The 26,913-nt window shown below is 41.2% G+C and carries 21 protein-coding genes; 9 read left to right on the top strand and 12 right to left on the bottom strand.

Going from position 1 to position 26,913, the window contains the following annotated elements:
* Positions 1-91: 91 nt before the first annotated feature.
* Positions 92-3,112: a TonB-dependent receptor gene (locus Q4567_RS14775; RefSeq protein WP_303500892.1), complete on the bottom strand. Its 3,021-nt coding sequence runs from the start codon at positions 3,110-3,112 to the stop codon at positions 92-94.
* Between the two features lie 412 nt (positions 3,113-3,524).
* On the opposite strand from Q4567_RS14775, the gene udk reads away from it, so the two are divergent.
* The 3 genes from udk (at position 3,525) to Q4567_RS14760 (ending at position 6,314) form a co-directional block, all read left to right on the top strand.
* Complete coding sequence (udk, locus tag Q4567_RS14770) at positions 3,525-4,154, top strand: uridine kinase (protein WP_216047594.1); 630 nt, start codon at positions 3,525-3,527, stop codon at positions 4,152-4,154.
* Between the two features lie 37 nt (positions 4,155-4,191).
* Complete coding sequence (locus Q4567_RS14765; RefSeq protein ID WP_303472795.1) at positions 4,192-5,400, top strand: NupC/NupG family nucleoside CNT transporter; 1,209 nt, start codon at positions 4,192-4,194, stop codon at positions 5,398-5,400.
* Between the two features lie 74 nt (positions 5,401-5,474).
* On the top strand, positions 5,475-6,314 hold the full coding sequence (locus tag Q4567_RS14760; protein WP_303500891.1) for a 2OG-Fe(II) oxygenase family protein: 840 nt from the start codon (positions 5,475-5,477) through the stop codon (positions 6,312-6,314).
* A gap of 83 nt (positions 6,315-6,397) precedes the next feature.
* Here the strand turns inward: Q4567_RS14760 and Q4567_RS14755 are convergent, their stop codons facing one another.
* Both Q4567_RS14755 and Q4567_RS14750 read right to left on the bottom strand, forming a co-directional pair.
* Entirely contained in the window at positions 6,398-7,348 is a 951-nt protein-coding gene (locus tag Q4567_RS14755) for a M28 family peptidase (protein WP_303500930.1), read from the bottom strand.
* The gene (locus tag Q4567_RS14750) at positions 7,329-8,495 is read right to left on the bottom strand and encodes a tetratricopeptide repeat protein (RefSeq protein ID WP_216047598.1); all 1,167 of its coding nucleotides are present in this window, start codon (positions 8,493-8,495) and stop codon (positions 7,329-7,331) included. Before Q4567_RS14750 ends, Q4567_RS14755 begins: the two co-directional genes overlap by 20 nt.
* A 284-nt stretch (positions 8,496-8,779) precedes the next feature.
* Between Q4567_RS14750 and Q4567_RS14745 the strand changes: the two genes are divergently transcribed.
* Together Q4567_RS14745 and Q4567_RS14740 are read left to right on the top strand one after the other, a co-directional pair.
* Positions 8,780-9,760 (top strand): YeiH family protein, encoded by a 981-nt coding sequence (locus tag Q4567_RS14745; RefSeq protein WP_303500889.1) that lies wholly within the window; start codon positions 8,780-8,782, stop codon positions 9,758-9,760.
* 189 nt (positions 9,761-9,949) lie between these two features.
* Positions 9,950-11,176: a threonine/serine exporter ThrE family protein gene (locus Q4567_RS14740; RefSeq protein ID WP_216047600.1), complete on the top strand. Its 1,227-nt coding sequence runs from the start codon at positions 9,950-9,952 to the stop codon at positions 11,174-11,176.
* Between the two features lie 234 nt (positions 11,177-11,410).
* Here the strand turns inward: Q4567_RS14740 and Q4567_RS14735 are convergent, their stop codons facing one another.
* From Q4567_RS14735 to Q4567_RS14720, 4 genes are all read right to left on the bottom strand, one after another.
* A complete protein-coding gene (locus tag Q4567_RS14735; protein ID WP_216047602.1) occupies positions 11,411-12,097 on the bottom strand; it encodes a 3'-5' exonuclease in 687 nt (228 codons plus the stop codon).
* A 95-nt stretch (positions 12,098-12,192) separates the two neighbouring features.
* On the bottom strand, positions 12,193-14,022 hold the full coding sequence (locus Q4567_RS14730) for a putative nucleotidyltransferase substrate binding domain-containing protein (RefSeq protein ID WP_303500888.1): 1,830 nt from the start codon (positions 14,020-14,022) through the stop codon (positions 12,193-12,195).
* A 98-nt stretch (positions 14,023-14,120) separates the two neighbouring features.
* On the bottom strand, positions 14,121-15,827 hold the full coding sequence (locus Q4567_RS14725; protein ID WP_216047604.1) for a sodium:solute symporter family protein: 1,707 nt from the start codon (positions 15,825-15,827) through the stop codon (positions 14,121-14,123).
* Between the two features lie 10 nt (positions 15,828-15,837).
* Positions 15,838-16,104: a DUF4212 domain-containing protein gene (locus tag Q4567_RS14720; protein WP_216047605.1), complete on the bottom strand. Its 267-nt coding sequence runs from the start codon at positions 16,102-16,104 to the stop codon at positions 15,838-15,840.
* Positions 16,105-16,339: 235 nt separating this feature from the next.
* On the opposite strand from Q4567_RS14720, the gene Q4567_RS14715 reads away from it, so the two are divergent.
* A complete protein-coding gene (locus Q4567_RS14715) occupies positions 16,340-19,762 on the top strand; it encodes a PAS domain-containing hybrid sensor histidine kinase/response regulator (RefSeq protein WP_216047606.1) in 3,423 nt (1,140 codons plus the stop codon).
* On the opposite strand, the gene Q4567_RS14710 is transcribed toward Q4567_RS14715, so the two are convergent.
* The 3 genes from Q4567_RS14710 to acs form a co-directional block, all read right to left on the bottom strand.
* Entirely contained in the window at positions 19,737-20,450 is a 714-nt protein-coding gene (locus Q4567_RS14710) for a heparan-alpha-glucosaminide N-acetyltransferase (protein ID WP_252728930.1), read from the bottom strand. The two genes, Q4567_RS14715 and Q4567_RS14710, sit on opposite strands and share 26 nt — an antisense overlap.
* Positions 20,451-20,571: 121 nt before the next feature.
* Positions 20,572-21,231, bottom strand: coding sequence for a response regulator transcription factor (locus Q4567_RS14705; protein WP_216047607.1), 660 nt, complete (start codon positions 21,229-21,231; stop codon positions 20,572-20,574).
* Positions 21,232-21,348: 117 nt separating this feature from the next.
* Positions 21,349-23,289 carry an acetate--CoA ligase gene (acs, locus tag Q4567_RS14700; protein WP_216047608.1) on the bottom strand — a complete coding sequence of 647 codons (1,941 nt, stop codon included), beginning with the start codon at positions 23,287-23,289 and terminating at the stop codon, positions 21,349-21,351.
* A gap of 242 nt (positions 23,290-23,531) precedes the next feature.
* Between acs and Q4567_RS14695 the strand changes: the two genes are divergently transcribed.
* Positions 23,532-24,695 carry a DcaP family trimeric outer membrane transporter gene (locus Q4567_RS14695; RefSeq protein WP_216047609.1) on the top strand — a complete coding sequence of 388 codons (1,164 nt, stop codon included), beginning with the start codon at positions 23,532-23,534 and terminating at the stop codon, positions 24,693-24,695.
* 100 nt (positions 24,696-24,795) lie between these two features.
* On the opposite strand, the gene Q4567_RS14690 is transcribed toward Q4567_RS14695, so the two are convergent.
* Positions 24,796-25,275 (bottom strand): acyl-CoA thioesterase, encoded by a 480-nt coding sequence (locus tag Q4567_RS14690; RefSeq protein WP_216047610.1) that lies wholly within the window; start codon positions 25,273-25,275, stop codon positions 24,796-24,798.
* A gap of 256 nt (positions 25,276-25,531) precedes the next feature.
* Between Q4567_RS14690 and Q4567_RS14685 the strand changes: the two genes are divergently transcribed.
* Entirely contained in the window at positions 25,532-26,146 is a 615-nt protein-coding gene (locus Q4567_RS14685) for a DUF1456 family protein (protein WP_303500884.1), read from the top strand.
* Positions 26,143-26,661: a peptide deformylase gene (def, locus tag Q4567_RS14680; protein ID WP_216047612.1), complete on the top strand. Its 519-nt coding sequence runs from the start codon at positions 26,143-26,145 to the stop codon at positions 26,659-26,661. The genes Q4567_RS14685 and def overlap by 4 nt, the downstream gene beginning before the upstream one ends.
* Here the strand turns inward: def and Q4567_RS14675 are convergent.
* Positions 26,658-26,913 (bottom strand): hypothetical protein (locus Q4567_RS14675; protein ID WP_303500883.1); only part of this gene is annotated, 256 nt, incomplete at its 5' end. The genes def and Q4567_RS14675 overlap by 4 nt on opposite strands.

Raw genomic sequence — 26,913 nt, 5'->3', positions numbered from 1 at the left:
TTAAATACCTCGAATCTATTAGTATATCTTACCTTCAAACACAAAAAAGCCGGTCATAAAGACCGGCTTTTACATTGGTTTAACTTACAAATTAGAATTTGTAGCTAATACCTAAACGCATTTCCCATAGAGAAGCATCACCTTGACGACTTTCAGGTGAAGTGTCACCTAAGCGCGCAGTGTTATAGTTAACTTCTTCTAAGATACCCCAATCATCATTTAGCATGTTAGTAAAGTTGTCGATAGTTAAACTTACTGATGCTGAATGATCTTCAGAGAACGCTGGAATTTCTTGTCTAACGGCAATATCTACCTTAGTCCACCAGCCACTTTCTTCGCTGTTACGCTCAACACCGATTGGCAACACACTGTCGCTATCTAGGTAAGGAGTATATCCAAATATGCTATTACCATCTGTACGGGCAAAGCTATAAGGACGACCAGACTGAGTCAATGCATACATATTGAAGCGAGTATCCAATCCTGGGATTATCTCAACAACATAACTAAAGTCTGCAGTAAGACGGTGTTCAATGTTCCAATCTGATAACGAAGAAACGTCTTCATTAGGATTAGTGAACGCTCTGTATTGGTAGTTAGAGAATGCAACCGAGCTAGTCATTGGTTGTACATCTTCAGCATGGTTATAAGAGTAACCCGCTACCAAACGTATACCGTTGTCCCACGACTTTTGAAGTGTGGTAGTTAATGAGTAAGAGGTTGATACTTCACCAGAGTTAGTTAGTTCAAGTGAACCATAACCATTGCGGTCGTAATCAATATACCCTTCATCAGTGAAACCAACTTCTTCAATACCTACGTATTTGATCATCGCTTGGTCTTGAGTAAACGACACTAACAAGTCTGCATTTAAAATGTAATCAGATTCAGTTACGTGAGTCACACCAGCAGATAATTTCCACTCACTAGGCATGTCAAAATCAGGGTCTAGGTTGTTAGACTCAAAGTTAGAAGCAACGCCGCTATCCATCAAGGCATCTAGTTCAGACGGAACACCGTAACCAGGACCTACTGGAGCACCATCTTCTACATTTGTCCAAACAACATCGTCGTCGAACAAGCTGCGTGAACCATCGTCATAACCGAAGTCACCGCCGTCAACTTCACCACCAGCTACGTTAGTACCAGAGTAGTTATTTGACATCCATACGTTAGGGTTACCACCAGAGAACAAGCCAACACCACCACGGATTTCAGTGCTGTCATTTAACGTATAGTTAAGACCGATACGAGGTTGAAGCAAGCTAACACCGTCTAGGTTGGCAGAATTACTGTAACCATTTTGCGCAAGAAAATCTGCATTCTCTTCAGGATAATCAGATGAAGTGATCCAGTCGTAGCGTAAACCAGCAACGACTTTCAAATCATCAGTTAAATAAAACTCGTCTTGGATATAAGTACTGTGAGCCGTATAACCCCAGCTAGCAGCGCGGTCGTCTAAGTTACCAGAGAAAGCACCACCATATTCAACATCACTTGCGAAACCGTTTTCGAAGTCTTCGATGCTATCAAATGAAAGTGACGTTTCAGCATGTTGAATGAAAACGTTAAATACGTCTAGCTTGTCGCTTTCGTAACCGAAGGTTAGTGTATGACCATTATCGAAGTAATAGTTACCGCGGAACATTAGACTTAATGCATCCCAGTCCAAATCATTGGCTTGGCGACTATCATCTGAACCTAGGTAAACAGTTACGTCATCTAAGTAAAGTTTAACTTCACCGAAATCGTTTCCATAAAGGGTTCCATCACCGGTAAGTGAATTTTGACGATTGTCTAAATCTGTGTAAGAAACACGTACTTCAGTGGTGAAGTTATCTGTCCAATCTGAATAAAGCACACCTGAGTAAGATGTCATTTCAGCGCCACGCTCATACAAGTGACTTGAAAGTTCAAATTCATCAGAATCACCATCAGACTCAGAGTAGTTGTTACCATCATTGTAATTGTATGTGAATGAAGCACGGTGCTGCTCGTTAATATTCCAGTCTAGTTTAATAAGAATTTTTTCATCTTCATTTGCAAGACTTGAAGGAGTAGTACCTGGGTCAAATTGATATAACTCGTTAGAAATACGGATAATTTCATCTAACTGAGTTTGTGTCAGCGCAACTTCGTTGATAGCGCCTGAATCAATAACACCACGGTCGAATAAGTTAGCGCCTTCTAATTTCTCATAAGCAGCAAAGATAAATAATTTATCTTTGATTAGAGGAGCACCGATACTGAAACCGTAACGTTTTTCAGAGTAATCACCGATATTAACGTCTTCACCTTCTAAAGAGTCGCCTCTAAAGTCATCACTTCCGTAGTCGTAGAAAGCGGTACCGTGAACTTCGTTAGTACCTGTTTTACTTACTGCACTAATGTTACACGCTGAGAAACCACCATAGATTACGTCAAAAGGTGCGATTTCAACTGCAACACCTTCAATGGCGTCGTAAGAGAAAGGCATTCTTTCAGTTGGATAACCATTAGAATTAAGACCAAACAAGTCATTCATGCGAACACCATCAACAGTCAAGCTGTTGAAGCGAGGGCTTTTACCGACACATTGAATTCCACCGCTACCGCCTTCATCTACATATATACGAGGGTCGATACGAACAATGTCAGTAATATCACGGTTTATGGCTGGTGCATTTTCTAAAGTAGAAAGGTCAAAGTTAGCGCCTGGGCCAATTTTACCAAAAGATAAACTGCTAACTTGAGAAGCCGTTACTGCAATACGCTCAACGCTTTCAGTAGAAGCTAACTCACGGTAAATTGATGCTGTTTCACCCAAGTTCAAGTAAACATCATTGATGGTTTGATCAGAGTATGTATCTGAATCAACTTCAATAGTGTAAGGACCACCAACTCGAAGGCCGTCAAGGTTGAAAGTACCGGCTGCGTTAACAGTTGTTGTTTTCACGGCACCTGTAGGTACGTGAGTAACTTTAATGACTGTTCCTTCAGCTGGATTGCCATTTGGCCCGACAATTTGCCCATTCATACCTGAAGAGGTAACTTGAGCCATTGCTGCTGTTGACATGCCAACAGACATAGCCACTGCAATCGCAATACGATTCAGTTTGGTTTTTTTAAACATTGTGTTTTCCTAAGTAGTGTGTGTTCTTTTCTGCCTATCCAGTTTTCATTCACAGTCTTGTAGCGCTGCTTCATGAAACTATGATGCTTAATTTCAAATCGGGCGTATTGTATCAGTTCAATTATTACACTTTTATGACTCTGGTGTCAGCAATAAAATATAATTGCAAAATTAACCCCAAAGCCACATGGTTATAACCTTCCATTTACTTTCTTGACCAACTGGTCAATCCGATTTAAAGTAAAAAACAATAAAATCTAGACTAAACAGTCACATACAAATCAGACCATTTAGTCTAGGGTTAATTTATACTTAATTTTTGAACAAATTAGTATAATTTTTTTTGATTCAGACTGACTTTTTTTGCGATGACTGGTATCTTTTGCCAAGTTTTTATTGATTCAGGGTCGAAATGGCTTCTCCACTTATTATCGCAATTGCTGGTGCTTCTGGTTCTGGTAAATCTTTGTTTACAGAAAATCTTCTCAATGAGTTTGCCCAACAAGGTCGACCTGTTCAAATTTTGCGCGAAGATCATTATTATCGCGCGCAAGATCATTTGCCTATGCATGAACGTGAGAAAAACAACTACGATCATCCCAAAGCATTTGAGCATGAATTGTTGGTTAAGCACTTGATGGACTTGAAAGAAGGTAAATCCATCGAGTACCCGACTTACTGTTACAAAACCCACACTCGACTGCAACAGAGAGAGGTTTTGGATTCTGCACCCGTAATCATTGTTGAAGGTATAATGTTGCTGGCAAGTCCTGCATTGGAACCGCTATATGATGTCAAAATCTTTGTTGATACGCCGTTGGACATCTGCCTTTTACGAAGAATAAAACGAGACATTGCAGAACGGGGAAGGACCTTAGAGTCGGTAGCTCACCAATACGAAAGTACTGTGAAACCTATGTATCATCAGTTTATTGCGCCAAGTAGATTTACCGCAGATGTGATTGTCACCCAAGGTGGTGAAAACTATATCGCTCTGGATGTTATTAAATCGCACATCCAGCAAGCATTACTTAATGAATAAAAATCAACTAAAAAAATAATAATAAAAAGGAAATACCATGATCGGTTTACTTGGAATTGTGGTGTTGATAGCCATAGCATATGGCTTATCGGCCCACCGCAAAAGCATTAACTGGCGAACAGTTGGCGGTGCTTTTTTTATACAAGCAATTGTAGGAGCTTTGATTCTTTATGTTCCTGCAGGCAAAGATGCACTGCTTAAAATGTCTGCCGGGGTGCAGTGGATTTTGGATATGGGTCAAGCAGGTATTGATTTTATATTTGGTCCTCTTGGTAATAAATCAATGGGATTTATTTTTGCTTTCAATGTATTGCCGGCAATTGTATTTTTCTCATCTTTGATAGCTGTTTTGTACTACATCGGTGTAATGCAGTGGGTAATTCGCCTAATTGGTGGCTTCTTACAGTTTTTCCTAAAAACTAGTCGGCCAGAGTCCATGTCTGCAGCGGCCAATATTTTTGTTGGTCAGACAGAAGCCCCTCTTGTGGTAAAACCTTTTATCCCACAAATGACCCGTTCAGAACTATTTGCAATTATGGTTGGCGGTTTGGCGTCGATTGCAGGTGCAGTGATGGTAGGTTACGCCCAATTGGGTGTGGATATTAAGTTTTTGTTAGCAGCCAGTTTTATGGCCGCACCAGGCGGTTTGCTTATGGCTAAAATTATCATGCCTGAGACAGAAACCTATAAGAACGAATTAGACGAATTGCAAAAAGAAGATGACGGTTATGCAAATGTTTTTGATGCCGCTGCAACGGGTGCCGCATCAGGTTTACATTTAGCTTTAAACGTTGGGGCAATGCTGTTGGCATTCATCGCCTTAATTGCAATTTTAAACGGCTTAATTGGTGGTATAGGCGGCTGGTTCGGGCAAGGTGAGCTAAGTTTACAAATGATTTTAGGATATCTATTCCAACCCTTAGCATGGGTATTAGGTGTGCCATGGGACGAAGCCAATTTGGCAGGCAGTTTTATTGGCCAAAAAATGGTCGTAAATGAATTTATTGCTTATTTAGACTTCATTAAATATCAAGAAGAATTATCCCTTAAATCTCAAGCTATTATCACCTTTGCATTATGTGGATTCGCCAATTTTTCTTCCATTGCTATATTAATGGGTGGAATAGGCGCTCTTGCTCCTACACGACGTAAAGAAATCGCTCGTTTAGGTTTAAAAGCAGTCATTGCAGCAACCTTATCTAACCTGATGAGTGCCACGCTAGCAGGTCTTTTTGTCACCTTATAGGTAAGTTTTTTACCGGTGTCATTTACAAAATTTGCAGCAATTTATGGGTATTGCTGCAATTGACAGGAAATATTATGAAATTAGAAGCAGTAGATTATACAAAGCCAGGGGCTGACAAGTTATTTGTTGAGTCCTTGCACAAAACAGGGTTTGGCGTATTAAAGAACCATCCCATATCGCAATCATCCGTAAGCTCCATTTACCAAAACTGGCAAGCTTGGTTTGATTCCGAAGATAAACAGAGCTTTTTGTTCGATAAAGAAACTCAAGATGGTTTTTTCCCTACCAGCGTATCTGAAACAGCTAAAGGGTTTAAGAAAAAAGATATTAAAGAGTATTTCCATTATTACCCTTGGGGAAAATGCCCTGCGGAATTAAAACAAGAAGCAGCGGCCTATTATCAGGCAGCCATGAATTTAGCAGCTGAATTACTTACTTGGGTTGAAAAATACTCTCCTGCTGATGTAGCAAAACTATACAGTCAACCACTTAGCAATATGATAAAAGACAGTGAGCAAACCTTACTTAGAATTTTACATTATCCGCCACTTACAGGTGACGAAGAAGCCGATGCTATCCGCGCAGCTGCCCATGAAGACATTAATCTATTGACCATTTTGCCTGCTGCGAATGAGCCGGGTTTACAAGTGAAAGGCACTGGCGATGAATGGATTGATGTGCCCAGTGATTTTGGCAACCTGATCATCAACATTGGCGATATGTTGCAAGAAGCCTCTGGTGGTTATTTTCCTTCTACTACCCACAGAGTAGTTAACCCTGCGGGCGCAGATATGACTAAATCTCGTATCTCTTTGCCACTATTTTTACACCCTCGTCCCGATGTGGTTTTATCAGAACGTCACACCGCGGATAGCTATTTGAAAGAACGTTTACGTGAGCTTGGCGTAGCCTAAAATAAATTTCATAGTCTGTCGCGAAGCAGCTAAATATCGGCACTTTTTCTTTTCAGGTTAAGTGCCTTTTTTTGTGCCGTTTTCTATTCTGGTAATTTATCCATTAATCTCAAGATGTTAAAACTCGTCTCTACAGCAGCTTGAAAAAATTCAGGATCAACGGTTTCTACCGTGTCTTTTTCAGTATGATAAAAAGCGTGCTCGCTCACACCTACGAACAAATAGGGAATGTCTACTTTACCAAACGAAGCATGGTCGCTGGCTTTGCGCCAATCTGAACCCATTGCCATTGAATAGCCTCGTTGGTTTCTTCTGTGTTGATTAACTAAGCACAACCCTGCCTCATCAATTGCTTGGGCTACAACCTTCTTAAATGGTGAATGATATCGTGCACCAGAAACGTACAATCGATTTTTGCCTTGATTCTGCGAGAGCATATCTAAATTAAGGTTGTACTTAATTTGGCGCAGTTCAACGGGCGGATTTTGTACAAATGCTTTAGAGCCATATAGGCCTTTTTCTTCGGCATCGGTGGCCAGAAAAATGATCGAATATTCAGATCCTTGCTGAGCAATTTTGTCTGCTATCGCCAACATTGCCGAAACGCCAGAAGCGTTGTCATCAGCACCATTAAAAACTTTTGTACCGCGCGTTCCAATGTGATCATAATGCGCACTTATGACAATGAATTGTTGCGGATGAGTTCTGCCCATAAGGTAGCCGCCAATATTCACACCATCAATGTGTGAGAAAGTTGTTTCATAGCGAAAAGGCAGTCGATATTTTTGATCCTCTGAAAAAGATTTCAATCCTATTTCAGAGAATCGATTGACTAAAAACTGTTGAGCGAGTTTAGAACCAGAGGACTGATTTTTACGTCCTTGCATTTCATCTGATGCTAAGTAGCTAAAGTCCTTCCATAAACGCTCGCCATCGATATTATGGGTTAACTCAAATTGGTTGCAATCTGCGTAACTAATCAATGGCCACAGCAAGCTCAAGCTTGCAATTAACTTAGTGTTTTTTACTATCATCACGGCTGAGTAAATCCAATTTCCCTTGGTAACGTTCTTGGTCTTGATGACTACGTGCGCGGTCTTTAGCTTTTTTAAAATACAATTGACTGCGACGTACATCTCCTAGTTCATAATAGGCTTTTGCCAATCCGAAATAAATTTCGTGTTTACTTTTATCTAACCTCAAGGCATCTCTATAATGTTTTAAAGCCAACTCAAATTCACCATTTTCAAATGATTGTTCACCTTGAATAAAATGATGAAAAGGATTATCACTTCTCACTCTTTCGATGCGATTCACAATTGCAGACGCTTTTTCCGAGCGGCCGGTAACTTCATATAAAAAGGCTAAATTTTCCCAACCAGTTAGGTTGTCTTCATCTAATTGAAGAGCATACAGGTAAACGCTCTCGGCAGATTCATAATCGCCCACTAGACGATAGAGAATACCAAGGTTTATCCATGTAGATATAAAGTTGGGAGATAAAATAGCGGCTTTTTTGAAATACGCATATGCTTTTGTATAAGATTTGGAAAGCAACGCATCTGCGCCTTTATTGTTGTAAAACATCGAAGTCACGGCTTGTTTAGTGACCATCTGTTTCGGAAAGCTCTTTTGTGGGTTTTGCGGGTCAAAATCCACTTGTAGACCGGTATTAATTAGATGAATTACGCCAGGCTCACGAGGCATGATCATTAAGTTAATGTGGCCATTTAGTAAGCTATACCCAGCTCTTCTGGTCCAATATTCTGGAATTTGAACATCTTGAAAACGTACCGAGAACCCAGCTTCTTTTGCTAATGCATAAGTCATAATAGACATCGAAAGACAATTAGCAGCGCGGCGCTGGAAGGTTTCTTTGGCCACGGTATTGGCACTTCCCATATACAACAAATTAAACTCTGAGCGGTCAAATATCAGGCGCACCAAGGTTTCCATTCTATCAACAGGATCTTTAACAATTGCAACCTGCTTTTGAATGAAATCTTTGGCCTCTTGGTCTAGTGCAAAAATCTCCTCTTCACTTTCAATTTTTATTTCTTGATAATCTGGAAACGCATTATCATTCAATAAATGGCGAGACTCGATAACCATCTGATTGGTGGTAGTTTGACAACCAGTCATAACAATTAATGTGGTACATAATATTAAAAAAAGTTTCATAAATAACTCCAAAAACTTACTTTAACCATAGTACAAAAATCGATTTTAGCCACATTTTTCATCCCCAATAAATGGCCATTCACCCCACCCTAACATGCCCAAAAAACAACTTTTCATAGATATTCTTAACATCCAAAATGTGAACCTATCGATACGCTATTACTACAATTCGATGGCTTTAAACGTCCAAAAAATGCTATCTTATGGTGCTAATCGTTAGTCGCAACTCTCACTAATTAGAAGTAGTTTATTTTGATCGCAAATAACCAACTAACCCCCTTCTTATGTACAAACTAAAAGCCTTGATACCAGGTGTGATGCTGGCCACAATAGTTGGTTTAGCCGCACTATTTTTAAGCGAACATTATGGTGCCCCCTCAATGTTATTTGCGTTGCTGTTAGGGATTGCATTGTCATTCCTATATGAGGAATCTCAATGCAAAGCAGGCATTGAGTTTACTGCCACCCATATATTGCGATTTGGCGTCGCTATGCTTGGGTTTCGCATCGCTTTTGGCGATCTAGTGGCATTAGGCTGGAAAACTGCGTTATTGTTAATTGTCGCGATTGTAACGACCATTTTAATCGGCACGGTTTTAGCCCGATTATTGGGTATGCAAAAACGTTTTGGAGTGTTAACAGGCGGTGCCGTAGGTATTTGTGGTGCGTCAGCAGCCATGGCCATCGCCGCTGTACTACCAGACAGCAAACACAAAGATCGTGATACTTTATTGACCATAATTGGTGTCACTGCGCTGTCTACACTTTCGATGATTCTCTACCCTATTATTGCCTCGCAATTTAATTTAGATCAGATACAAACCGGTATTTTTTTAGGCGCTACCATTCATGATGTGGCCCAGGTAGTTGGAGCGGGATATTCGGTGTCTGAACAAAGCGGTGACCTGGCCACGCTAACAAAACTAGTACGAGTCGCATTTTTGATGCCTGTGGTAATTGCTATTCTGCTGGTTTTAAAATTAAGACTTAAACGTGTTGGTACCAATAAAGCACCTGGAATTCCCGGTTTTCTGATTATTTTTGTTGTACTGATGATCATCAATAGCGTGTTTTCAATCCCCTCTGCTGTCACAGAATCGGCGTCTCATATTTCACGCTTTGCATTAGTCGTTTCTATCGCTGCAATTGGAATGAAATCCAATTTAAAACAATTAGTTGAAGTAGGAACTAAACCTATCTTATTACTCATAATGGAAACCATTTGGATTGCCAGCTTGATCTTAATTTGCCTACCTATCCTGTAAGCTAAGTTGACTAGCTATGCATTAGTTTTTTTTATCCGAAGAGTACAATAAATGTCCATTGCGTTGGAACTTTGTAGGCTCTACAATTTGCGAATTAGTTAAGCATAGCCTAACAAAAGTTAGTTATGATATTGATTCAATTGAGTATTTTTAAAATACTCGTAACCTAAAGGTTTAAGTGGCAAAGCAGTGGACAAGTCGGAATTTATCCAGATACGCAGATTTATACTCAAATTAGGCAAAATGTTGCATAAATATGGCTCGCCTTCGTTTCGACTTGAAGCGTATTTGAGTGAAGTTGCTGCGCACTTAGGTGTAAACGCTTCGTTTATATCTACCCCGACTTCATTGTCAATAGTGTTGTGGAGCGACCGACACGAAGAAGAATATAACCACGCCGCGCGAATTGATCCCGGTGAATTGGATATGAATTCGTTATCACTGACAGATGAACTAGCTTATCAATTATTAAAAGGTGAAATTAACCTGCAAGATGCGGACAAACGTTTGGATCAAATTGATACTATGCAAAGCCCCTACAACAAAACGCTTACAGGGGTAGCTTTTGGTACTTCAACCAGTGCCTTTGCTATGCTAATGGGGGCTGGTTGGCCGGAAATTTTATGGTCTGGTGTATTGGGTGTGATTGTCTATTTCTGGACACTTTGGGCACTACGCTCAAAACGCGTCAACCTAATGTTAGAGTCAGTGGCGTCTTTTACGGTTGGTTTTTCCGCCTGTGCAATTAATTATTATTTTGAGTCAGGGTTCAATATATGGCTGATAATTTTGTCATCGCTGATTATTTTAGTTCCAGGACTGTCCTTAACTATTGGACTTGCAGAATTATCCTCGCGTAACTTAGTTTCTGGGACCGCAAGAGTGATGGATGCCATTATGCAATTATTCAAATTGTATTTCGGCGCATTTATCGGTATCACCCTTGGTTACCAGCTCTTTGGTCAACAAGAATTGCAAGTTGCCGATACCTTACCCTTTTGGGTTAACTGGTTAGGGGTACTGCTGTTAAGTATAGGTCTGGTAGCGATATTTCGCACCCGCTTGAAGCATGTACCTTGGGCTATTGTATCGACGTTTATCGCATACGGCGCTTCCACATGGAGCTCTGCCTATTTAGAGAATGGATTAGGTGCATTCGTCGGCGCATTTGCTTTAGGGGTCTTTTCAAACTTATTTTCCAGAGTCATGAATGCGCCTTCGACTATTGTTGCTATGCATGGTTTGATTGTGTTAGTACCTGGTTCAAAAACGTATATAGGTTTGAACTCCTTTATTTCCGGACAGGACTTTATTAAGGCAGATCATATCGGTCAGGAAACATTTTTAATTTTAATGTCGTTAGTGGCAGGATTAATTTTTGCCAACGTCGTCATGCCCACCAAGAAAGCCCTGTAGGCGGCTGCTTTAGCCTCGCAATGTGCTTGAGATATTCCATGGCCTAAAGGCAATGCTACGTTATTGGATTTGTAGGCGGCTGTTTTAGCCTCGTAATGTGTTTGAGATATTCCATGGCCTAAAGGCCATGCTACGTTGTTGGATTTGTAGGCGGGTGCTTTTGCCGCGCAATGTGCTTGAGATATTCCATGGCCTAAAGGCCATGCTACGTTGTTGGATTTGTAGGCGGCTGCTTTAGCCCCGCGCTGTGGATGAGGTCGCTTTAAACACTTTCAAAGCACCTGTTCCGGTTAGGGCTGATAAGGGTTCTTTGCCTTTACGATCTAGCTGACTTAACTGTGCAAACAACAATTCCATGGTCGCCACTGCATCATCTAACGCATTATGCGCCGGAGCTAAAGGTAAATTATGCCGCTGTCGACATGATGTCAGTGTCGCAGCATTAGGCGCTGGCACGTGATTGGATTTACGTATTTGATAGAGGGCTATTTGCAATGTATCCAAGGTAACGATTGCCGGTAACGGGATTCCTAGTTTTGCAAAAACCTTGTTCAGCACTGACATATCTAAATTAGTATTATGAAACACCCACACATGGGATTGGGCATAATGTTTTAGTTTCTCAAGTACAACTTTTACTGGCTCACCTTGGGCAATATGTTCATCCAACAAACCATGAATAACAGGACTTTGATTCAAAGAAGCTTTTGTGGCAATCACTTTGTAATAACAACTGCGTAATGCAATGCTACTTTTTTTCCCTTCCACCCAGCCAACCGACAATATATTGGACTCTTTTGCGTCAAGTGAGGTGAGCTCTAAATCAATCGACAAAAATGGAATTTGTTGCCAAGGCACATGTCGAAAATGTTCTGGAATAGTTGATTTGGGTACGAACCAATTTTTCAGTGTTTGCCACATTGATTACTAATCCTATTTTGTCGACTGTTTAGCCATGCTCAACTGTATTTTTTATTATTCAACGCTTTTCTTTAACCTAAACCGCAGCGTGTCCATTAACCACCAGCAAATTTCATTGAAACACCTTGCTGACTTCTCTTAATGGTTTTAAACGCGGCTTTTAATTGGTGACGTTGAATAGATGATAAGTCACTTATGGAGACATAATTATTCGTCACGCTATTTTGTAACTGGTGACGCCATCGCAACCGATTCAGAAACAACCAAATATCTCGTAAGTCATTGCCATCACTTTCAGTGAGTTGCGAACCTTCTTTTAGGTTATCTAGCCTTCCTAAAGTGGATGGCATTTCTAATCCTTTTGCTAACGCATAGATTCGCACTAGGTTATTAATGATAGCAATGGCATGCACTTTTAAGTCTATGCAATCTTCAGGTTGATGACCTTTTTGGAACACAAATTTTTGAAACACGGATAAGGGCACAGCAACTTCTGCTGCATGTCGCGCCAAAGCAGACAGAAATAATGGCTGTTTTAACAAGGGTTTTCGGGCCGCTTGAAGCGCTGCAAACAAGTCTTTATTGCCCGCAACAGCGCGCACATCTAAAAAGATATTAAAATGTAAAATGGCCTCTAAAGTAGGTTGATTCACCCACTTTTCAGATTCTATCACGGCATCTTCGACACTCATCCGCAACTCTGAATTAGATGCCATAATGTTACCATCGCAGAGTTTAATTCCACATTTGCCTAAACCTTCACACACATATTGTGACATCTGCGCAAAGTACTCATCTTCCTGAGGATTAGGTCGTCGCTCCAACAATAACCCATTGTCTTGATCTGACCCCATATTTTGGTCTTCACGAGCTTGAGAGCCATAAACCAGCCAGCAAAAATCAAATGGCGGGTTACCATTTTGTTGTTGGTAAAAGGTCAGTAACTTTCGAGTCATAATATCAGTGGCTTGAGACAGCACTTTGCCAGCCACATCAAAATCACCTAAGCGTTTAGCATGTTTGGCAAAATAATGCGGCAATTGCCAACTAAGACGAGTGAGTTCGTAGAGATTTTTGGCCTTTGCCAATTCATCAATTAAAAATAAGATGTTGCCTCGTTGATGACGAATCATATCGCTGGAAGTTAACATTCCTAACGGAATGTGAGTTATCCTATCAACAACCGGAAGATGATGAATATTGTGCTCAGTCATCATGCATAAAGCATCAAAAAGAGTTCTGTTTTCAGTGATCTTGAAAGGCTCTTTAGTCATAACCTCAGACACTGGTAAGTGAACACTTACCTCCTTTGAAACAACCCTATTCCTAATGTCTCTATCAGTTAAAATGCCAACTAACTTGTCACCCTCGGTGATCAATAATGAAGAAATACTGGCTTCAGACATTTGTTGCGTCGCAATTAAAATAGAGGTATCTGTATCACTACTGATTACGCGCTCAGAGATGACTTCGCTAATAGGTTTATACAACCACATAGATTTAGAATCTGACACGGCATCATTATAAAGTTGGTCTGAATGATAAGTTTCAAAGAACTTAGCCACCGCCGGATTTTCATTACATAAAATATCAAACTGTTCGGCCGGAAAGCAGTAAAGTAAACCCGCACTATCAACTTTGATATCAATAGCATGGTGCAACTTATTAAGTAAATTCCCAACCCCAAAAAAGTCACCTTCACTTAAATTTTGCTCAACCTCGTTGGAGTCTTTAACGGTAAATTGGCCGCTACTAATTAAAAACAGATTATTATCTCTGTCCGTCAATATTTGCTTGGCATTTTCCTGGGTCAAATAAGCAACGGTAATATGCTTTGCCAATGCAGTGATCTTCTCAGCGGGTAGCTGGTCAAAAGGAGCAGAAGCTTTTAAGAAGTCCAGCGATTGTTGAGGAATGCTAGTCACTTTACTCTCCAATTTTAGGTTTAATTTACTGTTAAATTTAAAATAAAAAAGCCCGATTTCAATCGGGCTTAATTCATCTTGAGTTTTACCCGTCTCACTTAGTGAGCAGAAGCTTCTCCTGATCCTTTCGGATAACGAATATCTTCTACTAGTTGCTGAATCTCTTCTGGCGAATCGCCAGTGAATTTCAATACAACTAATGCCACAGCGAAGTTAACTAACATACCTATAGTACCGATTCCTTCTGGTGAGATTTTAAATAACCAATTCTCAGGTACATTTGCCGCTGGGTTTACAAATTTAAAGTAGATAATGTAAGCAGTAGTGAATGTGATACCTGCCAACATACCTGCAATTGCGCCCTTGTCGTTCATTCGCTTCATGAATATTCCCATAATAATAGCAGGGAAGAAGGACGAAGCTGCAAGACCGAACGCGAAGGCGACCACCTGTGCTACGAATCCGGGTGGGTTAATCCCGAAGTATCCAGCAATACATATGGCTACACCTGCTGCTAAGCGTGCATAAAACAGTTCTTTTCTATCGGTAATATCCGGCATCAAGTTTCGTTTCAATAAATCATGGGAAACTGAGGTCGAGATTACCAAAAGCAGACCTGCTGAAGTCGAAAGTGCTGCGGCTACACCACCTGCGGCAACCAAAGCAATTACCCATGCAGGAAGGTTTGCAATTTCTGGATTGGCCATAACCATGATGTCACGGTCCACGTCCATTTCATTGCGTTCATCACCTGAGTAAAACATTTTACCGTCGTTGTTTTTATCATCCCAAACTATCAAACCCGTTTTTTCCCAGTTAGTAATCCAACTAGGGGCTTCACTATAGTTAGTGCCCATTTGATCAGTACCGTTAATGGTTTCGATCATATTGACTCGACCAAAGGATGCTAAAGAAGGAGCTGTAGTATAAAGAATTGCGATAAAAGCCAATGCCCAACCAGCACTGTAACGAGCATCACGAACTTTAGGAACGGTAAAGAAACGAACAATAACGTGCGGTAATCCAGCTGTACCGACCATTAACGCGGCAGTGATACAGAATACATCAATCATACTTTTGGTACCCGATGTATACTCGTTGAACCCTAACTCTAGGGAGAGTCCATCGAGTTTGTCTAGCATATACACCCCCGAACCATCAGCGAGTGTCGCTCCAAATCCTGTTTGCGGTAAAATGTGACCTGTTACTATCATTGAAATAAAGATGGTAGGGACAAGATATGCAAAGATAAGTACACAATACTGTGCGACTTGAGTATAGGTAATGCCTTTCATACCACCTAATACGGTATAGAAGAATACGATTGCCATTCCAATAATTACACCAGAAACAATATCCACTTCAAGGAAGCGACTGAATACCACCCCAACACCACGCATCTGTCCAGCTACGTAAGTGAAACAAACAAAGATGGCACAGATTACCGCTACCGTTCTAGCCGTTTGAGAGTAGTATCTGTCTCCGATAAAATCTGGCACTGTAAATTTGCCGAACTTACGCAAATAGGGTGCAAGACAAAGGGCAAGTAGTACGTAACCACCAGTCCATCCGAGTAAGTAAACTGCACCGTCATATCCCATAAATGAGATCAAACCGGCCATTGATATAAACGAAGCGGCTGACATCCAATCGGCGGCTGTAGCCATACCGTTAGCAATGGGATGTACCCCGCCTCCAGCAACATAAAACTCTTGTGTTGAGCCAGCTCTAGCCCATACTGCGATGCCGATATAAAGTAAAAATGAAGCACCGACTATGATAAAAGTTAAAATTTGTACGTCCATCTGAGCTCTCCTACTCTTCGTCTACGCCGTAGCGTTTATCTAAAATATTCATTTGACGAACGTAGACAAAAATCAACGCCACAAATACGTAAATTGCACCTTGCTGTGCGAACCAGAACCCAAGTTTGAAGCCGAAAAATCTCACTTCATTTAGTACATCAACTAGCAGAATGCCGAATCCAAACGATACAACAAACCATACAATCAGCAGTTTTAACATTAACGAGAGATTGTCTCGCCAATAGGCTTTTTTATCTTCTTCTGTTTTAAACGCCATGCTCGTTTCCTCATGCTTTTAGTCTGGCAATTAACCTTGGAATGGCACATACGCAAAAACTGGTGCCGACCAAAGCCTTGAATTTTTCAAATCAGAATGACTGCCATTCCGAACGTTTTCTAATCTATCCATGTATTACTAGTAGTGAAATGAGACTATGGTCGTAGTACAACAATTAATTTTTCAAAAGTGTGCTAAATTACTAATATCGATAGTGTTTTAGGTACAGAATTAAATGACATTGGGTTGGGTTTTATTAGCCTTAATTTATCTAACTGGGTTATTTTGGATAGCTCGTTGGGGAGATAGAAACACACCTTTGGCCCGTGCGATCACTTCGCATCCAATAGTGTATTCTTTGGCTTTGGCAATTTATTGTTCAGCTTGGACATTCTTTGGCATGGTGGGAGAAGCATCTCGTAATCAATGGCAATATATTGCGATTTTGCTAGGGCCAATACTGGTTTATCTTTTTGGTTATCGCTTTATTTATAAGTTAATTTTGGTTAGTAAAAGACAAAATATTACGACCATTGCTGACTTTATTTCCTCCCGTTACGGCAAGCGTCAAACTGTCGCCTTGTTAGTCACCTTTATCGCGCTTTTAGCAACCATTCCCTATATGGCTTTACAACTCAAAGCCATTGGCTCTGCGTTTCAATTAATTACCGAACAAGAACACAGTGAAGTGATTGTGTTAATTGCCTCTGTTTTCATTGCATTTTTTGCAATTTATTTTGGAACTCAACACTCTGATGTGACTGAGTATCGACGGGGCTTAATGCTAGCGATTGCTTTCGAATCCAGTGTTAAACTCATCGCATTAATCGTGGTGGCTTCTTTGGCTTATTTCTGGGCGGTCGCCGACAAACCCCAAGAATTTGGTGACGCACTGTCAAAATTCAACTCCACCGCGCAGTTCTATACCCTGCCATTTTTTGCTCAAACACTCATGTCTGCCGCCGCCATTATTTGTTTACCCAGACAATTTCATGTGGCAGTAGTGGACAATTTAAAGTTATCTCACCTTAAAACCGCACGGGTTTTATTCCCACTGTACTTAGCTTTAACCGCAGCTGTTATCCCTATCATTGCAGCAGCAGGACAAACCCTCATAGGAGCACAAGAACCCGATACTTATGTATTAAGTTTAGCCATATTGTCGGACTCTTTATTGGTTAAAATTCTGGTCTTCACAGGTGGATTATCCGCCGCAATGGCAATGATCATTATTGCCACTTTGACGTTAAGTACTATGGTGACCAATGACGTAATTTTGCCTAAAATGCTGTCTCGCCAAAACCACAACGCGCCACAGTTTAATTACGCTAAGACCATCTTATTAGTCAGACGGTTAGTGATCGCAACCTTGATCGGCCTTGCCTACTTTTACCATCAACAAATGACCGGGAGCCGTTCACTCCTCTCAATTGGCTTAGTGGCGTTCTCATTAGTCGTGCAACTATTACCCGCTATTTTAGGTGGACTGTACTGGAAAAAAGGTCACGCCCATGGCGTTTACGCCGGTTTGCTGGCCGGTTTTATAACTTGGGTAATGTGGCTTATGTTCCCCATGTTAAACGAAGTCAACACCACCCAACTGCAATCAGAAGTGATTAGTGTGGCAGCGATGGTCAGTTTGTTAGCCAACACAAGTTGTTATTTGCTGTTTTCTCACTTCGCTCAAGATAGATTGGTCGATCGAATTCAATCGCAAGCCTTTGTTTCCCCCAGAGAAGAAATCATTGAAGAGACCAAAAAACAGCGCAAAACCGCCACTATTGGTGACCTGTCCACTTTATTGTCGACTTTTCTTGGAGAGTCCAGAGTAGAAATCTTGATGGAGGATTTTGAGAATCGTTCCAAAATAAAGCTACAAGACCACCAATCTCCAGATCATGAATTTCTAGAATATTGTGAACGAGCACTTGGTGGTGCGTTAGGTGCATCAAGTGCCAAAGCCCTCATCGATAGTGCCCTGGGCGGTAAAAAGTTAGATTTTGAAGAAGTGGTTAATTTTTTCGATGACACAACCCAAGCAATTCAATTCAACACCACTGCTTTATTCACCTCAATTGAAAGTTTAGATCAAGGCATCAGTGTTATCGATAAAAATCTCAATATGGTTGCTTGGAATCGGCGCTATCTTGAACTATTTAATTACCCCGCGGACCTTGTCAATGTGGGTACCCCCATCGAAGATTTAGTGCGTTATAACGCCCAGCGAGGCGAGTGCGGAGTAGGTGAAGTTGATGCTCTAGTGCAAAAGCGAGTAGCTCACTTAAAAGCTGGTCATCCCCATAAATTTATTCGTCAACGCAGCGACGGTAGAATGATTGAAATGGTGGGAAACCCTCTTCCTGGCGGCGGATTTGTTACCAGTTTCAACGATATTACCGCCCATATTGAGATTCAAAAAGCGTTGGAAGAATCAAAAATAAACTTAGAGCGTCGAATTGAGAAAAGAGGCGAAGAAGTCCAAGCAATTAATGCCGAACTGCGCAGTGAAATAGAACGAAGAGCGCAATTAGAAGAGGATTTAGTACAAGCGCGAAAAGCAGCAGAAGATGCCAATGCTAGTAAAACCCGTTTTCTCGCCTTGGCTAGCCATGATGTATTGCAACCCTTAAACGCCGCGAAGTTATATTTGTCAGCCTTGGGTGAAATTGATGTGGACATTGAAGCCAAAGAAATTTTGCAAAAACTTAGTGATAGTGTGAACTCCAGCGAAACCCTAATTGCTACTTTGTTAGATATAGCTAGGCTCGATCAAGGCGAAATGAAATTAACCCTAGAAGATGTACTACTGCCTAAGTTATTGAGTTCATTGATAGACGAGTTCGCCATGAAGGCCGAGCAAAAAGGGTTGCAACTGCGCACTCAAATTCCACCCTATTGGGTCAATACTGATAAAACTCACCTGTATCGAATTGTACAAAACTTGCTTTCAAATGCAGTGAAATACACTAAAAAAGGCAAAGTACTGTTAAGCGCCAGAAAACGAAATGGACGTATTTCAATTCAAGTTTGGGATACCGGAATTGGCATTTCTGCGTCAGAACAAAATAGAATTTTTAACGACTTTTATCGGGTCGATGGAAGCCCTCAGCACGGCGTTGGCTTAGGTTTAGGGGTGGTATCCAGAATGTCCAGTAAATTGGCCATTGATGTAAGTGTTCGTTCTACACCGAATAAGGGAAGTTGTTTTAGCTTTGATATTCCGCAAGGTCAATCACATTCACAACAACCGGAAAACACGTCGACCAACAATACGGGTTTGAAGGATATGCAAGTCTTGTGCATTGATGATAAAGACGAAAACCTAGATGCCATGCAAACCGTATTGAACAAATGGCAAGTAAATGTCATCACGGCATTAGATCTTACACAAGCGATAACCCACTTAAACTCGCGTATACCAGATGTCATACTGGTTGATTATCACTTAGCAAATAATGCAAATGGTATCGATGTTATTGCCGCACTTCGTAGCCAATACGGTGAGAATTTGCATGCTGTACTAGTGACCGCAAATCAACAGACGGAAATAATAGATTTATGTAAAAAACAAAATATTAGTTATTTAAGTAAACCCGTTAAACCTGCGAAATTACGGGCTTTATTGAATAGCTTTAGGCTTGCCAGAACACCCCAATAAGGCCAAATATTGCAAACATAATTGGCTGATGAATAAGGTAGATAATGAGGCTGTGTTTACTGGCAAATAAGACGATTTTACTGCGCGCAAATCTGTGCGCAGGATCGTTTAAGAACCACTGTTGATAACATAACCAAATACCAATAAACACCACGCCCGTCCAAGGGAACAATCCTACGTAGTCGTTCGTGTAGCCCGGCAGTAAGTGACGTATCGGCTGAAATGGCCAAATACTGCTTACCCAACCTAAGTTGAATGCCGCTATTATGATGACTCCAGCGAAAAGAGCGGCGTAGGGAAACCGAGCAAGAGGTACGCAGATTACACTGGCTATGGCGATGAAATGTAACACACCAAAAAAGATCCAATTATTTGGTGCCATTATTAACGATGAGATAGTAACTGCAGCAGAAGCTAGAAGTAGCTGGATAAATCGCTTAATAAAGTGCTTCTGTTTAAAACCAGAACCATGCACAGCCGCTAAAGAAAAGCCCACACATAAGAAAAACAAGGTCAATATGACATAACGAAATTCACGCCAGCCGTGGCCATCAGGGATAGTTGAAGGTACCCAACCAAAGAATTTAAGATCATAGATAAAGTGGAAAATAACCATCAAGACAATGGCAAAAAAGCGCATTAAATCAACAGTATAAATGCGTTTTGAAGCAGGTTTAGCAGACATCATTACACTCAAAAACAGTAAGTCGGTCTATTGTAGTAGCATTTAGCTAAAATTTCGCGATTAATCCTTTTCCATAAAAAGTGTGACGCAATTTTGAATCACTCCGGCACTGAAAAAGAATACTTTATTTATGACACAGATCAGGAGCCGGAGGCGTAAGCTCAAGTTGCGATGCAATTAATACTGCTTGAGTACGATTGTTGATGCCAAGTTTTTTGAATAAAGCGGTCACGTGGGCCTTCACCGTGGCCTCGGCAATATCCAATTCAAAGCCAATTTGTTTATTTAATAAACCGTCTCGCATAAAACACAGTACCTTGTATTGGGCATTGGTTAAACTGGATACCTTGTCGGCTAAAGCGGCAAATTCGCTATCAATTTCATCAATTTCGTTGACCAGTGATTTAGGAATCCAAGTATCACCATCAAGTATGGTTTCAACAGCATTGGCAATATCTTCTGAACCCGTTGTTTTGGGAATGAAGCCCATCGCACCAGTATTAATCACTTTGGATACTATGTTTTTATCTTCAAGTCCGGATACCACAGCAACAGGCAGGTCAGGATATAGTTTGCGAATGTGAATCAAACCAAATAGATCATTACTACCGGGCATATGCAAATCCAATAGCAACAAATCGACATCATTATTTTGGATGATATCAAGGGTCTGAGTTAAGTCACTGGCTTCTAAAATAGTTAATTGATGTTCAGATAGATTTAACGCAATACGCAATGCATCGCGATAGAGAGGATGATCGTCAGCAATCAGCAATGTGAACATAGTGTTATCAGCGTGTCTAAAAAGTGATCCAATTGAATCAGGACAATACGCTTAAATCAACAAAAAATCTCGAACTAACGTAATAAAGGGGCAAATATTGCCCCTTTATTGACTAGTTTAACGATTTAACCTTAGTTCAATTAGGCTATCAACCACACTGGGATCAGCTAATGTTGATGTATCCCCAAGTTGCTCATACTCATTAGCGGCTATTTTACGTAGTATTCTGCGCATAATTTTACCTGAGCGGGTCTTAGGTAATCCATTGGTCCACTGAACCAAATCGGGAACCGCGATAGGACTCAATTCTGTGCGTACCCACTTACGTATTTCAGCCGTTAATTCATCCGTTACTTCTACACCCGCTACCGGTGTAACATACACATAAATTGCCTGACCTTTAATATCGTGAGGATAACCTACTACTGCAGCTTCAGCGATGGCATCGTGAGATACAAGGGCACTTTCAATCTCTGCCGTACCAAGACGGTGTCCTGATACATTTAGTACATCGTCAACACGACCGGTAATCCAATAATAACCATCTTCATCACGGCGACAGCCGTCACCGGTAAAGTACGCATTGTCATAAGTACTAAAATAAGTTTGCACGAAGCGTTGATGATCGCCATAAACCGTTCTTGCTTGGGCAGGCCAACTGTCTTTAATGATCAGATTGCCTTCAGTGGCGCCGCTAAGTTCATTTCCTTCACCATCAACTAAGGCCGGTTGAACGCCAAAGAATGGAATAGAAGCTGCACCAGGCTTAAGGGCAGTAATACTGGGTAAAGGAGTCATCATGATGCCTCCCGTCTCAGTTTGCCACCAAGTGTCGACGATCTGGCAACGACTGCGGCCAATGGTTTCGTAATACCATGTCCAAGCTTCTGGATTAATTGGCTCACCTACTGAGCCTAATAATCGTAAAGAGTCACCGGTAGTGCCTTCAGCAGCAAATTGCCCCTGGGCCATGAGCGCACGTATCGCTGTGGGCGCGGTATACAGAATGTTAACGTCATGCTTATCAACAATTTGACAAATTCGACGCACATCTGGGTAAGTTGGTACGCCTTCAAAAATTAACGTTGTAGCACCATTAGCAAGGGGTCCATAGACAATATAAGTATGTCCAGTAATCCAACCCACATCAGCCGCACACCAATAGACCTCTCCATCTTGGTAGTCAAATACGTATTTGTGGGTCATTGCTGCATACACTAAATAACCACCTGTAGTGTGCACAACGCCTTTAGGAGTGCCAGTAGAGCCTGAGGTATAAAGAATGAATAAAGGGTCCTCTGCATTCATTGCAGTAGGTTCACACTGAGCGTCACATTTAGCGGTTAACTCGTGCCACCAAATGTCTTTCTCGCCTATAGCAACATCGTTACCAGTATTTTTAAATACAATAACGTTCTCGATGCTCGGACAACGATTATCTTTAAGGGCATCGTCTACATTCACTTTAAGTGGTACACAGTTACCACCTCGGCGACCTTCATCAGCGGTAATAACTAATTTGGCATCTGAATCATTAATTCGATCGGCGATTGCGTTAGGTGAGAAACCACCGAATATAATTGAATGGATAGCACCAATGCGGGTACATGCCAGCATGGCAACAGCGGCTTCAGGTACCATTGGCATATAAAGCGCAACACGGTCACCTTTTTGAATGCCTAGCTTTTTCATACCATTGGCAAGACGACACACTTGGTCATGTAATTCTTGATAAGTAACTTTGCTGTCGGTATCTGGCGAATCGCCTTCCCAAACAATAGCAATATCATTAGCCTTTGCTGGTAAATGTCGGTCTATGCAGTTATAGCTGACGTTAAGCTCGCCGTCTTCAAACCACTTGATGCTAACGTCATCTTTGGCAAAAGAAGTATTTTTTATTTTAGTTGGAAAAGTAAACCAATCTAAGTTTGCCGCTTGCTCCTTCCAAAATTGATCCGGAGATTCTATTGATTGCTGATACATCTGCGCATGCAATTCAGGGGTTAAATGGGTATTAAGCTTGGCGGTCTCAGGGACCGGATAAAGTGTATCTGTCATAGGGTTCTCCAACACAATTTTTAGCAACTGCACATACTGTAACGTTAATATTAAAGAGTGGAATGCGACTTTGGTCTTACCGAAGCTGACTTTGGTCTTACTTAATTAAAAACTACCACTTTATTCATTCAAAATTCAGTTTCTAGACTATACGACTATGGTCTGATAGACCATCCGCTTATATGTAAAAAGTGAATCTTAGTGCAAAGTTTACTGAGCATTAAACTGCACTAGGAAAAGTCATGAAAACTAAAATTACAGCAGCAATTACGCTAGCACTTGGCACTTTGTATGGTACTGCAACCAATGCCAACCTATTAGACAAAACAAATGTTCAATTTAGCGGCTATTTAAAAGCCGATGCCATGTTCAGTAGCTATAGTGATGGCACTCTAGCTTCTGGTAGTATTGGTAGAGACTTCTATCTTCCGAGCCTTACACCTGTAGGCGGCGAAGAAGAGTCGACTCAATTTGATGCCCATATTAAACAGTCGCGTTTTAGGTTCACCACTAATACCGATCTGGATAGTGGCGACAAAGTTGTCGGCGTTCTTGAGTTTGACTTCCAAGTAACACCAGATGGAAATGAACGTGTAAGTAATTCTTATGAACCAAGAATACGACACGCTTTTATTAAATATAACGATTGGTTAATTGGGCAGACATGGACCACCTTTATGGATGTCAAAGCACTTCCTGAAACCCTCGATTTCATCGGTTCTACGGACGGTACAATATTTGTTCGACAAGTCATGGTTAAATACTCAACGGGAAACTTTGAAGTTTCGTTGGAAAACCCTGAAACCACAGTTTCACCTTTAGGTGGTGGTACTCGTATTGTCACTGACGATAACCCTGTACCAGATTTGGCAGCACGATATACTTTTAAAGGAGATTGGGGGCACTTTGCAATTGCAGGGCTATTACGCCAGTTATCCTACGTCAACAAACAAGGCGAAAATGATATTGATACCTCAACAACCAGTGCAGGTATTAGTTTGACCGCCAAGTTCAATCTTGGCCAAGACGACATTCGAATCGCAGCCAATTATGGTCAAGGTTTGGGGCGTTATTTAGCACTAAATGCTGTTAATGGTGCAGTTTTGAATGCTGATAATGAATTAGAAGCAATTGATTCAAGCGGTTTTAGTATTGCCTACAGACATATTTGGGATCCGCAGTGGAGAAGTAACTTTACCTATTCCATTTTTAGCGCAGACAATGATACCGCGTTAACAGGGACATCCACCACCAAGCAGACTTATAGCGCTCGTGCAAATATACTCTACTCTCCAAGCAAAGAGCTTACCTTTGGAGCAGAGTACGCCTATGCAAAACGTGAACTTGAAACTGGCGCTGACGGCGATATGAGCCGCTTACAGTTTTCAGCGAAATACGCGTTCTAACGTCTCAAAAAGGGGCGCATGGGTGTGACTTCACCAGTAGTTGTTTAACGCTATCCCCTAAGTGTCAGTCTAAAATAGTGGCTTTTTTAAGCCACTATTACTATTTCCAGCCCAGCATTTCTTCAAAATGCTTATCTAACTTTTTAGCGAAATCTTTACCACTAATAGCGACTTGCTCAAGCAAGATTTCTTCTTCACTTTGCGGCGTGAAATGCGGCACTTCCACTGGGGAGCCAGACTCATCGATGGCCATAAAGGTAATGAAACAACGATTAGTAACTGTGACTTCTTCCTCTTTTGGATCCGAGGCACGAACCACCACATAAAGGTGCATACTGGTTCTTCCCGTGTGAACAATCCGCACACTGACCGTTACCATTTGACCAACCAAAATTGGCTTAATAAAGCGAATAGCATTGGCAGATACTGTCACACAATAATGTTTACTCCATTGCGCCGCACAAGCATAAGAAGCTTGGTCGATCCATTTCATCACCATTCCACCGTGTACTTTCCCACCAAAATTAACGTCTGTCGGTTCTGCTAAAAACCGAAACTCAGTTTGGCTATTCTCACTCATAATCAAAGCCTTATAATTCAGATAGTTAATTTACTATACTTTAGCTGACAAAAAATGTGCAATTTAATTTTTGTCGCCCCAACCCAGCTCGGATTAGGGCTTTTTGTATTGCTCCCTCGAATAACTCCACATATTCCATTAAAGTTATTGGTCGACGCACCTTCATCCATCAGCATTAATCGAATTACAGTCGATAGGATGTTTATTTTTCGGTTTCAGGTAGAATAACCTTAATCAACAAAAATTGGCCTTATTTATGATTCACAACGATATTTTACGCCGTCTTCGCTATGCGCTCAGACTAGATGACACTGCGACTATCGCTATTTTTAGTTTAGCTAACTATGAAATGGAAAAAGACTACTTATCAATGCTCATGAAAAAAGAAGACGAGCCGGGGTTTATGCTCTGTCGAGATAAGATACTCAGTCTGTTTCTAGACGGTTTAATTATTCAAAAACGTGGCAAACAAGAAGGTGTTGAACCTGTTGTTCTAAAAGGCAGTGAACGACTTTCAAACAACGACATTTTACGTAAAATCCGTATTGCCATGAGCTATAGAGACGAAGATATGTTAGCTATATTGAAGTTAGCCAATTTTCGTTTAAGTAAAGGCGAACTTAACGCTATGTTCAGAAAGGCAGAGCATCGAAATTATAAAGAAAGTGGTGATCAGGTAGTGCGCAACTTACTTAAAGGAATGGTAGTTAAATACCGTCCAGATGCAGTAAAAACCGCCACAACCCCCGTTGTTAAAACTCATAAACCGCAAAAACCAACTAAACCTCGACAAGCAACTAGTCAAAAAGACAAAGCCAAACCTGCGCCTGAAGAAACCAATTCGGTTTGGGGTAAGGTTGATCCTAAATGAAAATAGCCCAAGTTGGAGAGACAATTTTAAAAACACCAGCTGTTGCAGTTTCGCCGGCTGATTTGTTAACCAATGAATTGACTCAGTTTTTACTAGCTTTGAAACAAACCATGTTAGATGCCAACGGTATTGGTATTGCGGCTCCTCAAGTATTCGATCCCCGAGCGATAATGATCATAGCTTCAAGACCCAATGCTCGATATCCCGATGCCCCGCACATGGAACCTTTAATTCTGATAAATCCAAAAGTATTGGCAAGTAGTGAGACACAAAATAAAGATTGGGAAGGATGCTTGTCAGTTCCTGGACTACGGGGCAACGTAAAACGTTTTACATGGATTGAAATTGAGTACTTAGCGGAAAATGGTGACATCGAGAAGCGACTGTTTGAAGGCTTTCTGGCACGTATATTCCAACACGAATACGATCACCTGATTGGAAAGACTTGGTTAGACCACATCGAATCAGCAGATGATGTCATGGCAAACGAAGTTTGGCAGAATAAATACGCTTAATCTGTAGGCGGGTGTTTTTGCCCGTAGCGTTTTGCAATCATCCCATGGCCTGAAAACCATGCTACAAAGATAATCCCTCCTACCCTGTAGGCGGGTGCTTTAGCCCCGCAGCGTTTTGCATGGATTCCATGGCCTGAAGACCATCCTACAAAGATAATCCCCCCTACCCTGTAGTCGGGTGCTTTAGCCCCGCAGCGTTTTGCATGGATTCCATGGCCTGAAGACCATCCTACAAAGATAATCCCCCCTACC

Source organism: Aliiglaciecola sp. 2_MG-2023 (assembly GCF_030548145.1).
Lineage (GTDB): Bacteria > Pseudomonadota > Gammaproteobacteria > Enterobacterales > Alteromonadaceae > Aliiglaciecola > Aliiglaciecola lipolytica_A.
Note: the sequence above shows the minus strand (reverse complement) of the source record. Positions and strands in the feature narration are given on the sequence as shown.